Consider the following 11,791-nt stretch of genomic DNA (forward strand, 5'->3'; position numbering starts at 1 on the left):
GGACGGGCAGCCCCTCTTCTTCATGTCCGGGCGCTCGCGCCCGCGCACTACGCTTCACCCGCCGCCGCAGCTTCTCAGCCAGGAACCCGATATGAGCAGACTCCGTACCCACCGCGCCCGGCCCCCCGTGGCCCTCGCGCTCCCCGCGCTGCTCGCCGTGGCGTTCCTGCTGATGCCGCTGATCGGCATCCTCAGCCGGACCCAATGGAGCGAGCTCGGCACGCACCTCACCAGTCCTGGCGTCGTGGAGGCGCTCAAGCTCTCGCTGCTGGTGTCCCTGTGGGCCCTCGGCCTCTCGCTCGTCCTCGGGGTGCCGCTCGCCTGGCTGTTGGCCCGCGTCGAGTTCACGGGCAAGGCGCTGGTGCGCTCGCTCGTCCTGCTCCCCATGGTTCTGCCGCCCACCGTCGGCGGTGTGGCCCTGCTGCTCGGGTTCGGCCGGCGCGGGCTGCTCGGCCCCTGGCTGGAGGGCACGTTCGGCATCACGCTGCCCTTCCACACCTCGGGCGCGGTCCTCGCGGCCACCTTCGTGGCGATGCCGTTCCTCGTGATCAGCCTGGAGGGCGCGCTCGGCGGCCTCAAGCAGAGCTACGAGGAGACCGCGGCCTCCCTCGGTTCCACTCCGCTCCGCGTGTTCCTCACGGTGACGCTGCCGATGGTGGCCCCGGGGCTGATCGCCGGTGCCGCGTTGACCTGGGCCCGCGCACTGGGCGAGTTCGGCGCCACCATCACCTTCGCGGGCAACCTGCCCGGCACCACCCAGACCCTGCCGCTCCAGGTCTACCTGCTGCTCCAGGACCAGCCCGAGGCCGCCACCTCCGTATCCCTGCTGCTGCTCGCGATCGCCATGGGCGTGCTCATCGGCCTGCGCGGCAGGTGGACGGGGACTCCCGCCGCCCGCGGCTCCGCCGAAGCACCCGTGATCGCCGAGGAGGCGCCCGGTCCGCACCCGATGGACGGCGCGGCCCCGGCGGGTGCGCCGGGCTCCGCGACTCCGGGCTCCGCGACTCCGGGCACGACGGCTCCGGGCGAGACGGCGGCGGCCCCGGCGGACCAGGCCTCCGCACCGACGGCCTCCGCCTGGCCGCTGCACGCCACGGTCACCGGTTTCAACGAGCTCACCCTCGAAGCCGAACCCGGCACCACCATCGCCGTCGTCGGCGAGAACGGCGCGGGCAAGACCACCCTGCTCCGCGCCCTCCTCGGCCTGACCCCGCGCGCCCACGCCGAACTGAAACTGGGCGGCCTCGACGTCACCGCGCTCCCCCCGCACCAACGGCAGGTCGCCTGGGTCCCCCAGGACGGAGCCCTCTTCCCCCACCTGAGCGCCCTCGCCAACACCGCGTACGGGCTGCGCGCCCGCCGGGTGCCGCGCGCGCGGGCCCGCGCCGAGGCGCAGGCCTGGCTGGACCGGCTCGGCGTCGGCCACCTCGCCCACCGCAAACCCGCCCAGCTCTCCGGCGGCCAGGCCCAGCGCGTGGCCCTGGCCCGCGCCCTGGCCGCCCGCCCCCGACTGCTCCTCCTCGACGAACCCCTCGCCGCCCTCGACCAGACCACCCGCGCCCACGTCCGCCACACCCTGCGCACCCACCTCGCCGACTTCGGCGGAGTCTGCCTGATCGTCACCCACGACCCCGTCGAGGCGGTGTCCCTCGCCGACCGCGTCCTCGTACTGTCCGACGGCCGCACCCTCCAGGACGCCCCGCCCTCCGAAGTCACCCGCCACCCCCGGTCCCCCTGGGTGGCCCGCATGCTCGGCCGCAACGCCTGGCCCGGGACGGCGTCGGCGGACGGGCTGGAACTCGCCGGCGGTGGCCGCCTCGTGGTGGCCGAGGCGCTGCCCGCGGGCGCGCAGGCACTCGCGATCATCGCCCCGGAGGCGGTGTCCGTGCACCGGGACCGTCCGAGCGGCAGTCCCCGTAACGTCTGGCCCGGCACCGTACGGGAGATCACCTCGGTCGGCAGCCGCCTGCGCGTGCTGGTCGGCTCGGAGCAGGCCCCGGACCTGGTCGCGGAGATCACCCCGGAGGCGGCGGCCGAACTGGGCATCGTCGACGGCGCCGAGGTGTGGACCAGCGTGAAGGCGACCGAGGTCACACTCGTCCGCCTCTAGGCCGTGGCCGTGTACGTGGATGTCAACGTGGCCGTGGCCGGCGCCCAGGGCTCTGACCGGCGGAAATCGGCTGGCCAGGGCCGATGTCACCCCGTAGCGTGCATGACCATGGACCCGCTCAACGACCAACAGATCCGCTCGTCCTTCGTGAACTGCACCAAGGGCGAGGCCGCCCGCATGAAGCTGCCGGCCGACTTCGCCGAACTCCCCTGGCAGGACCTCGACTTCCTCGGCTGGGTGGACCCGGGCGCCCCGCAGCGCGCACACCTCGTACGGCCCGCGGCGGACGGCGGCGCCGTCGGCATCTCGCTGCGCGTACCGTCCGCGAACCGCGTGGGCGGCTTCAAGTCGAGCATCTGCCAGATCTGCCTGACGGGCCACGCCTCCTCCGGTGTGACCCTCCTCGTCGCCCCGCTCGCGGGCGCCCGCGGCCGGGAGGGCAACACGGTCGGCACGTACATCTGCGCCGACCTCGCCTGCTCCCTCTACATCAGGGGCAAGCGGCAGCCGAAGCTGAAGACCAGGGGCTTCGAGGAGACGCTGACGGTGGACGAGAAGATCGCCCGCGCCCTCGCGAACCTGGACGCGTTCACGGCCAGGATCACCGGCTGAACCGTGGGTGAGCAAGGGGGCAGGGACGGAGAAGGGGGAGGCGGAGGCATGCTCATAGCGCAGGAGACCGTGTTCGATCCGCAGGAGATGTTCGAGCTCTACGACTCCGTCGAGTGGGTGGGCTACACCCGTGACGTCGACAAGCTGTGCCGCGGCCTTGCCAACTCGCACCTGGTCGTCACGGCCCGGGACGAGTCCGGCACCCTGCTCGGGCTCGCCCGCACGGTCTCGGACGACGAGAGCATTTGCTACGTCCAGGACCTGCTGGTGAACCCGAGGTTCCACCGCCGGGGCATCGGCCGGGCCCTGCTCGAACACCTCAAGGCCCGGTACGCGCACTGCCGCTTCTTCCTGCTCTCCACCGACCACGAGTCGACCCCGCAGGGCCAGAAGAACGCCGCGTTCTACCGCAGCCTCGGCTTCCTCTCCTACGAGGAGAAGCGCATGGCCGCCTTCGGCCTCCCCCGGGTCCGGACCATCTAGCCCAAGAGGCGCCTCAGCCCCCGGAAGGCAGTACCGAGAGCCAGTCGCCCGGTGCGAAGGGGTCCGCGCCGATCAGGGTGCGGGCCGTGCGCGGGGTCGCGACCGTGAGGACGCCTTCGGTGCGGCCGGCAGCGAAGCGGGGGGCGTCCAGGGTGATGACGGCGGCCCGTTTGCCGGTGGTGCGCCGGAACTCCGCCAGGTAGCGCAGCTCCAGGGCGGCCTCCTTGCGGTCAACTGCCTTGGGTGCGTAGGGCTGTACGACGGCCACCGCGCCCGTGCCCGGCTCCCGGGCGGCGGTCGCGAGAGCGGTGCGCAAGGCCGTGATCCGTGCGAGGCCGCCGCCTTCGAGGGTGCGGAGCCCGGCTTCGAGCGACAGGAACCGTACGCCTCGGTGCACGAAGGCGGGGCGGGCCGTGCCGGGCAGGGCGAAGTCTGCGCCCGGGGAGGCTCCCGGAGTGGCGACCGCTGCTGGCTGGACCGTGAAACGCCATGGCCTGGCCCGGACTTGGGCAGCCGTGGCCACGATCGGATCCGGAGTGACGGGCGTACGGACGTACCCGGTCGGCGGGGTCCGCGCCGTCAGCGTGTCCAGCAGCAGCCGCGCCGGGCGCGGGCCGGCGGCGGCCGAGAGCCGGGTCACGGCGTACGGACGCTCCGCCGTCGCCGGGAGCGGGAGGCTGATCTCCCGCCAGCCGGTCCAGTCCACGGCCGGCCCGCGGAGGGTGACCACTCCCCCGTCCGCGTCGGCGAGTTCCACGGCGGGCCGGGCTCCGGAGCCGTCGCCGTCGACCCAGAGCGAGAGCGAGCGGGCCAGCTCCGGCACGGGGAGCGGCCGGGGCGGGGCCGCGGCGGCGTTCGGCGGGGGGTCCGCCTGCGCGGCGGCGGGGAGGGTGAGGGCGAGCCCCCGGCCGGGGTGGCCCTGCGCCGGGGCGGCCCCCCGGCCGGTCCACCGGTCGGCGTCTTCGAGGTCCGCGAGCGACCTGTCCGACAGCCCTGCGCCGAGGGCGAGTTCGGCCGTCACGGCACGGTTCCCCCGTACGGTGGCCCGCAGTTGACCGGTGGCGTGCGGAACCCGGGCGGTCACGGTGAAACCTCCCCGCCCGTCTTCGGCGACGCTCCACCGCGAGCGGTCGAACTCCAGCGTCACGTCCCGGGGTTCGACGGCGGCGGCGGCGCCCTGCGCGTCGTACCCGGTCAGCGTGAACCGGGCGCTCTCCCCCTCCTGCGCGAACCCGATCCGGTCCGGGGTGGCCCGGACCCCGGCCAGCGGGCCGAGGACGTCCAGGCCGAGGGCTCCGTGGGCCGCCCCGCCCCGGGCGTGCACGTCGACCCGGCCGGGGCGCAGCCCGCGCAGCAGCCCGGCGGGGTCGATCCGCGCGCGGTCCCCCTCGGCGGACCAGACGGGGGCCGCCGCCCCGGCCGGTCCGGATACGGGGCCGAGCGCGGAGTCGTACGGGGTGGCGGTGAGGGTCCGGCTGAGCCCGGGGAAGAGCCGGGCCGCAGCGCCATCGAGGCCGCCCAGGGGCTCCACGCGGTACCCGGCGGCCCGGCCGGAGCCCGCCGGGGCGGTCAGTACGAGCCCGTTGGGGACCGGGCGGAGGTGGCCGTCGGACGGGGAGTTCTCCAAGGTCAGGGCCGTATCGCCGGCCAGGGCTGCGAGCAGGGTGGAGGATCCGCCGCCGTCCAGGTTGAGGGCCTCGTAGGCGCCGAGCCGGAGCATCATCCGGCCGAGCGCCGTCAGCGTCAGGCCTCCGCTGTCGCGCTGGCGGCCGTCCACGGTGACCAGGCGCAGCCGCCGGCCGTCGCGGGAGAACCCGGCGGCGGTGCGCGGGGCGGCGGTGTTGTTCGGCTCGCCGTCGTGGTTCTGCGCGACCCCGGCCACGACGAGCGCCTCCCGGCCGCCGACGGCGCCGACCGGGAGCGGTCCGCCCCCGGGCACGGCGGGCCGGGCGGTGACGGTGACCGCGTCCCCGGGCCGCAGGGCGGCGAGTTCGGGCGCCGCGGCGCCGCCGGCGACCAGCAGGGTGGTGCCGGGTGCGGGGCGCTCCCGGCGCGCGGGCCTGCGTACGGCCGCCCGCACGGCGGCCACCTTGCCTTCGCGCAGTTCCACGGCCGGGCCGAGCGGCGGGAGTTCGGCCGCAGGCCAGTCGGCGGTGTAGGCGGCGAAGCCCTCGGCGGGCGGCCGGGCCGTGTTGTACCCGGCGAGCGGGCGGACCGCGCCTCCGGGCAGGGTGACGCTCCCGTCCAGGGCGATGCGCAGCACCCGGCCGATGCCGTCGGCGCCAAAGGCGACCGCCTGACCCGCGCCCGGGGAAGCCGCGTGCAGCAACCGGCCGGCGCCGATGCCGGGGCCGAGGGGGGCGCCCGTACCCCGGATGTCGAAGAAGTCCCCGTTCACCGCGGCGACCACGCGACGGCCGGGCCCGGCGGGGTGGCGGGCGGCGGAGTCGGCGACGGTGGCGACCCCGCGGCCCCCGCCGGCCCCCAGGTACTCGGCCCGCGCCCCGGGAGCAGCGCCGGAGCCGCCGCCCGGACCGCCGAGGTCGACGTCGAGCTCGTCGATCCGCAGCCACCGGTCGGCTTCGAGCCGGTCGTACGATTCCAGCCGGATCCCGGGGGCGACCTGCCGGGAGGTCCGGGCGGTCTCGATGCCTCCGGCGTCCGGCCCGGCCGCGGCGGCGTGGCCCACCGGGGCGACGAGGAGCACGGTGAGCAGGACGGGCAGGACGGGGAGGCGCGGGCGCAGGGTCGGCACCCAGGCAGGATCGACCCGTCCGAGGCATACAAACCGACAAACACAGCGCGGCCCTCGTACGAATCAGCCATTTGACCTCGCAAAAGGCCATTGGACGTGGGTCCGGGAGCTGACATATGTTCGACCGCGCCCGCGGAGCAGTGGGCCCTTCTCCGTAGGTCACGCGTTCCCGTGGGGGGTACCACCTCATGTCCTTCAGCCCGCCCGGCCCACCACCTGCCGGCCACGCCTCGGAGCCGCTCACCAGGCTGCGCTCGCCGCAGGGCCTCGCGACGGCGACGACCGTACTGCTCGCGCTGACCGGCGTGATGAGCCTGGTCGCGGCGGGCCTGAGCCTGTACGCGAGCTCGATCGCGGGCACCGGGAACTACACGGGCCCCCTGCCCGAGGCGACCCTGCCGGAGGGCCTGCTGGTCGTCGACACCGTCCTCCAGCTTCCGCTGATGCTCGCCACCGCGGTCCTGTTCGTCATCTGGTTCCACCGCGCCCACGGCAACTCCGAGATCTTCAACCCGGGTGCGATCACGCGCTCCCAGGGCTGGGCTGTCGGCGCTTGGTTCGTCCCCGTCGGCAACCTCTTCATCCCCTACACCATGGCCAAGGAGATGTGGACCGCCAGCATCCAGCTGCGCAAGGACGGCTCCTACCGGTCCTTGTCCGAGGCCCCCGTCACGGCCTGGTGGCTCACCTGGGTCGCGGCACTGATCTCCGACCGGATCTTCACCTACCTGTACGACCGGGCGGACACCTTCGAGGAGCTCTCCGGCGCCGCCACGGCCGGTGTCCCGCAGGGTCTGCTGATCGCCGCGGCGGCCGTCCTCGCGATCCGCTTCGTCCGCAGGCTGACGGCCCTGCAGACCATCAAGGCCGCGCAGGGCCCGTACGAGGCCGCGTAGCCCTCACACCAACCGAGGACCGGGACCGCCGGACGCGCCGGGCTCGCCGGGACCTCCAGGCGCGGACCCCGCCGCCGGCGGCCGGACCGGGATGGTGAACTCGCACCACACGCACTTCCCGCCGCCCCGCGGCTCCACGCCCCACGCGTCCGCCAGCCGGTCCACCAGCAGCAGCCCCCGCCCCGACACCGCCCAGTCGCCCGCCTCGCGCTGCCGCGGCAGGGCGCTGCTGGTGTCCTCCACCTCGATCCGGATCCGCCCGTCCGGGGTCAGCCGCATGCTGACCTGGCCGACCCCGTCCGTGTGGACCAGGGCGTTGGTCATCAGCTCGTCCGCCGCCAGCTCGATCTCGTCGGCCTGGTCCCACGCGCCCCAGGCCGCGACCGCCGCCCGGATCAGGTGCCGGGCCATCGCCGGGGCGTCGCGGTCGCCGGGGTTCAGGCTGTGCCGGAGCGGGCCTCCGCCGCGCGGGGCGGGGGCGCCGCGGCGGCGCAGCAGGAGCAGGGCCATGTCGTCCCCGCCGCCGGAGTCGCCGACCAGGTCGCACAGGACGTCGGCGAGTTCCTCCACGTCGGCCGGTCCGCTCCGGACGGCCTCCATGAATTCCCGCATCCCCGTCTCGGTGTCCTGGCCGGGCCGGTCGGTCAGGCCGTCCGTGCACAGCAGCAGGGTGTCGCCGGGGTGCAGGTCGAGGCTGGTGACGGGGAATCCCGTACCTGCGGCGCGGCCGTCCGACGGTTCGGTGGCCGGCAGGCCCAGCGGCAGCCCGCCCACCACCTGGATCCGGTGGCAGCTGCCGTCACCGCGCCGGACCACCGGGTCGAGGTGCCCGGCGCGGACCAGTCGGCAGGCGCCGGTGGTGAGGTCGATCTCGGCGTACGTGCACGTGGCGAACCGTTCCGTCTCCAGTTCCCGGAGGAAGGCCGAGGCCCGCGCCATGGCCGCGCCCGGGGTGTGCCCCTCGGAGATGTACGCGCGCAGCGCGATCCGCAGCTGACCCATGACCGCGGCGGCGTCCGTGTCGTGCCCCTCCACGTCGCCGATCATCACGCCGACGCGGCCGCCGTCGAGCGGGATCACGTCGTACCAGTCGCCGCCGATGTCCCGCCCCATCCGGGCCGCCCGGTACCGTACGGCGATCCGCGCCCCCGCCACCTCCGGTATCCGGCGCGGCAGCATGGCCCGCTGGAGGCCCTCGGCGAGATCGTGCTCCTGCTCGAAGAGGATGGCGCGCTGGAGGCTCTGCGCGATGCCGCTGCCGAGGGCCATCAGCACGTTCTGCTCCTCGGCGGTGAAGTCTCCGTCCCGCGTGTAGAGCAGTCCGAGGGCGCCGATGGGCCGCCCCTGGGCGATGAGTGGCAGGTAGACCCCGCTGCGGACGTCGAGCGGCTCGATGTACGGCCACAGCAGCGGGTAGCGGGCCTGGAACTCCTCGCGGGAGCCGAGGTAGACCGGCCGCAGGCCCCGTACGGCCTCGCTCATCGGCAGCGGGGCGTCGATCCGCGTGTACTCGGTCTCCGGGACGTACGCGCCGAGCCGCCCCTCCGCGACCAGGTGGATGCGGCCGCCGTCGACCACGCCGAGCATGACGCTGACCGCGCCGAGGTGGCCCAGGGCCTCGGGGTCCTTGAGGATGTCGGTGACGTCGTTGACGGTGCGGGCGTGCGCGAGGATCGCCGTGGTCCGCTCGACGACCCCGGTGAGCCTGCGCCGGCCCTCGTCCCGCTCCCCGCCGGCCCCGGGCTCGCCGGGGTCGTGGACGGCGTCGCGGATGATCCCGATGATCCGGTACGGGCGCCCGTGCGGGTCCCGCAGGATGTGGCCCTGGATGTGGGTCCAGCCCGGGGACCCGTCCCGGGCGCGGCTGCGGACGTAGGCCCCGTAATGGCTGCGGCCGCCCTTGAGCGCCTGCGCGACCCGCGCGTCGAGCCGGGTCTCCTCGCCGGAGGCGAGTCGGGCGCGCAGCCCGGCGGGGGTTCCCGTGAACTCCTCGGGGCGCAGGTCTACGACCTCGAGAGCGGTGGCGTCCAGATACATCTGCCCGCTGTCGAGGTCCCAGTCGAAGGTGCCCATGCGGTTGAGCGCGAGGCTCGTGTCCGGTCGGGCGGGCCACTCGACCTGAGGGGTCACTCCCCTGTCGGCCACGCCTTCAGGGTCTCACCCTTCGGGCGGGCGCGCCGTTCGCGGGGCGGCGGGCGTTCGTGGGCGTCGCGATGCGCACAGGACGGGTCCGGCGTGTCGGGCGCATTGTCACCCTCCGTATGCGCTAGTCGCCTCCACTTTCGGTCGCATTCCCACGAAAAAGGACTAAAGCCCCGGCCTGTCGTGACCTTTGCCGAATGGACGACTTGTACGATTTCGCGAAGATTGATCAGTTCATGATCATCTTTAGCGGCGTCAGAAGCCCTCCGACACAGGGACATTGACGCCACGGCTGTGTGGGGTGTGGCTTGTCGCAAGAGCCGAATACGACCGGAGGCCCGGCCGACGGAAGGAAGGGAGGGGCGGAGGGAGGGACGCGGGAACAGCAGGACGGGGCGCCGCCCCCGGACCGGATATCCGCCGCGCCCGGCGGCTCCGTTGACGCCCGGAACCCCGGTGGGGCCACCGGCCCGCGAACCGGCCGCGGCAGCCTCGTCGTGCGACCGTACCGGGATCCCCTCGTCCTCGGCCCGCTCTTCCGCGACGAGACGACGGCCGAAGCACCCGCCCGTACCGCCGACGGCAGCGGCGCCGGCACCACCGGAGCCCACGTCTACCCGGCCGCACCCGGAGCCCACGTCTACCCCGCCACCCCAGCCGGCCCCGGCATCCCGGGGGCCCAGGCCTCCCGTGGTGGCGGCCCGTCCCCTGCAGCGGCGGCCGGACCTCCGGAATACGACACCCTCCGCCAGTCCGCCGTCCGCGGGGCGATACCCCGGCCCGCCTCACCGGTGGCTCCGACGCCCTCCCCCCGGACGCTGCCCGCCGTGCTCGATCCTGAGCTCACCGAACGCCGCGCGCGGGCCTGTTCCGGGTGGTGGGCCCTGGCCGTCGCCGTGCTCGCCACGGGCGGCGCCGCCACCCTCTCCCGGTACGAGGAGCTCCGCCCCTCCACCTCCCCCGCCGAGGCCTGGCCGCTCGCCCTCTTCGTCGGCTGCGCGCTCCTCACCCTCGCGGCCCTCTCCGGACTGCGCCGCGGCCGTACCGGCCACGCCTGGTCGCTCACCCTCTTCGGGCGCTACCGGGGCACGATCCGGCGCACCGGCCTCGTCTGGTCCAGCCCACTGCCCCGGCACGCACGGGTCGACGTACGGCTGCGGCACTGGCGCAGCGAGCCGCTGTGCGTCGTCGACGCCGAGGGCACCGCGCTGCGGTCGGTGGTCCTCGTCGTCTGGCGGGTCAAGGACACCGCCCGCGCACTGCTCGCCGTGGACGACCACACCTCCTACCTGCGCGGACAGGTGGAGTCCGCGGTCGCCCGGGTGCTCTCCCGGATGCCCGCCGACTCCTTCGACCCGGCACCCGCCGAACCGGAGACCCTGCGCGACACCGAGGCCGTGGGCGAAGAGCTCACCCGGATGCTCGCCGCCGAGTGCAGGGCCGTCGGCATCGAGGTCTTCTCCGCCCGGCCGTTGAACGTGGAGTACGCACCCGAGGTCGCCGCCGCGATGCAGCGCCGCCGGATCGCCTCCATCGACGCCCGGCACCGCGACTCCGTCCTGACTTCCGTTCTCGACGCGGTCGACGACACCGTTCACCGGATGTCGGACCGCGGGCTCGTGGGCCTGGACGACTACGAACGCAAGGCCCTGGTCAAGGACTTGACCGTGGCCTTCTACACGGCGCGCGGCCCCGCCGCCGACGCCCACTGAAAAACGCCCCCGACGGATAAGGAATCCTGCATGCGCACGCCCGAGTTCACCGAAGAGATACCCGACACCTGCGACTGCGCCGGCTGCGCCCGGGGCACGACGGCCGTCAAGGCGGCCGCCCGCCGCCGCTGCACCCTGCGCGGAGCCGTGGTCGCGGCCGTCGGTGCAACCCTGCTGATGGGCACCGGCGTGGGCGCCGCCTCCGCCGAACCGGCTCCGGCCCGCGCGGGCTGGGACGGTTCGAAGTACTGGTACAAGGACGCGACCGGCTGGTGGCGCTGGACCAGCCACTACAGCAAGTACGTGGCGAACGGCGGCAGTTCCAGCGCCTCAAAGCCCTCATCAGGCTCCTCAGCCTCGTCCTCGTCCTCGTCCTCGTCCTCGTCGGTCCGCACCTCCGAGCCGACCTTCCGCGGCCGCGCGGGCTGGGACTCGACGGACCGGGTGTACTGGTACAAGGACGGGACCGGCTGGTGGCGCTGGACCAGCCACCAGGACAAGTACGAACGCTACGCGGGCGGCTCCGGCTCCTCCAGCGGCTCGGGCTCCTCCGGCGGCTCCTCGAGCAGCTCCGGCACCGGCTCCGGCACCGGCACCCCCGTCCGCCAGGGCACCGAGGGCGCCATCTCCTTCGCGAACAGCCACCTCGGCGACAACTACGTCTGGGGCGGCAACGGCCCGCACGGCTGGGACTGCTCGGGCCTGGTCCAGGCCGCCTACCGCTCCGCGGGCATCTACCTCCCCCGCGTGGCCTCCGACCAGTACCGGGCCACCACCCCGATCTCCCGCTCCGAACTGCGCCGCGGCGACCTGGTCTTCTGGACCTCGAACGGCAGCGCCTCGGGCATCCACCACGTCGCCATCTACCTCGGCGACGGCAAATACCTCGAAGCCCCCCGCCCGGGCAAGCAGGTCCGCATCTCCAGCTTCAGCGCGTACAACCCGAACATGTACGGCCGCGTCCGCTAACGGCAACCCGTGCGATGACGCTCCCGATGCCTCCCCGAGGGCCACTGGGCCCCCGGGGAGGCTTTTGCATGCTCCGCAGCGCTCCGGTCCGGGGCCGGACTACGGCACCGGG

At 74.4% G+C, this 11,791-nt stretch carries 8 protein-coding genes; 6 read left to right on the forward strand and 2 right to left on the reverse strand.

The window, feature by feature from the left end:
* Positions 1-91: 91 nt before the first annotated feature.
* From OG490_RS04685 to OG490_RS04695, 3 genes are all read left to right on the forward strand, one after another.
* The gene (locus OG490_RS04685) at positions 92-2,110 is read left to right on the forward strand and encodes an ABC transporter permease (RefSeq protein WP_330295005.1); all 2,019 of its coding nucleotides are present in this window, start codon (positions 92-94) and stop codon (positions 2,108-2,110) included.
* Positions 2,111-2,218: 108 nt separating this feature from the next.
* Positions 2,219-2,722, forward strand: coding sequence for an FBP domain-containing protein (locus OG490_RS04690; RefSeq protein WP_330300777.1), 504 nt, complete (start codon positions 2,219-2,221; stop codon positions 2,720-2,722).
* Between the two features lie 48 nt (positions 2,723-2,770).
* A complete protein-coding gene (locus tag OG490_RS04695) occupies positions 2,771-3,205 on the forward strand; it encodes a GNAT family N-acetyltransferase (RefSeq protein ID WP_330295006.1) in 435 nt (144 codons plus the stop codon).
* A gap of 13 nt (positions 3,206-3,218) precedes the next feature.
* Here the strand turns inward: OG490_RS04695 and OG490_RS04700 are convergent, their stop codons facing one another.
* Positions 3,219-5,960: a phosphodiester glycosidase family protein gene (locus tag OG490_RS04700; protein WP_330295007.1), complete on the reverse strand. Its 2,742-nt coding sequence runs from the start codon at positions 5,958-5,960 to the stop codon at positions 3,219-3,221.
* Positions 5,961-6,148: 188 nt separating this feature from the next.
* On the opposite strand from OG490_RS04700, the gene OG490_RS04705 reads away from it, so the two are divergent.
* On the forward strand, positions 6,149-6,856 hold the full coding sequence (locus OG490_RS04705) for a DUF4328 domain-containing protein (RefSeq protein WP_330295008.1): 708 nt from the start codon (positions 6,149-6,151) through the stop codon (positions 6,854-6,856).
* A gap of 3 nt (positions 6,857-6,859) precedes the next feature.
* Here OG490_RS04705 and OG490_RS04710 read toward each other — a convergent pair whose 3' ends face one another.
* Positions 6,860-9,001: a SpoIIE family protein phosphatase gene (locus tag OG490_RS04710; RefSeq protein ID WP_330295009.1), complete on the reverse strand. Its 2,142-nt coding sequence runs from the start codon at positions 8,999-9,001 to the stop codon at positions 6,860-6,862.
* A 494-nt stretch (positions 9,002-9,495) separates the two neighbouring features.
* Here OG490_RS04710 and OG490_RS39120 point away from each other — a divergent pair, with 494 nt between their 5' ends.
* Positions 9,496-10,710, forward strand: a complete 1,215-nt coding sequence (locus OG490_RS39120) for an SPFH domain-containing protein (RefSeq protein WP_443065755.1) — start codon at positions 9,496-9,498, stop codon at positions 10,708-10,710.
* Positions 10,711-10,740: 30 nt separating this feature from the next.
* Complete coding sequence (locus OG490_RS04720) at positions 10,741-11,679, forward strand: C40 family peptidase (RefSeq protein WP_330295010.1); 939 nt, start codon at positions 10,741-10,743, stop codon at positions 11,677-11,679.
* The last annotated feature ends 112 nt before the right edge of the window (positions 11,680-11,791 follow it).

It is taken from the genome of Streptomyces sp. NBC_00503 (genome assembly GCF_036346895.1).
Taxonomy (GTDB): Bacteria; Actinomycetota; Actinomycetes; order Streptomycetales; family Streptomycetaceae; genus Streptomyces.

What these genes read in the sequence shown, in the direction of transcription:
- OG490_RS04690 (WP_330300777.1), top strand. Translation starts at nt 2,219, where the DNA reads ATGGACCCGCTCAACGACCAACAGATCCGCTCGTCCTTCGTGAACTGC.
- OG490_RS04720 (WP_330295010.1), top strand. Translation starts at nt 10,741, where the DNA reads ATGCGCACGCCCGAGTTCACCGAAGAGATACCCGACACCTGCGACTGC.
- OG490_RS04695 (WP_330295006.1), top strand. Translation starts at nt 2,771, where the DNA reads ATGCTCATAGCGCAGGAGACCGTGTTCGATCCGCAGGAGATGTTCGAG.
- OG490_RS04685 (WP_330295005.1), top strand. Translation starts at nt 92, where the DNA reads ATGAGCAGACTCCGTACCCACCGCGCCCGGCCCCCCGTGGCCCTCGCG.
- OG490_RS04705 (WP_330295008.1), top strand. Translation starts at nt 6,149, where the DNA reads ATGTCCTTCAGCCCGCCCGGCCCACCACCTGCCGGCCACGCCTCGGAG.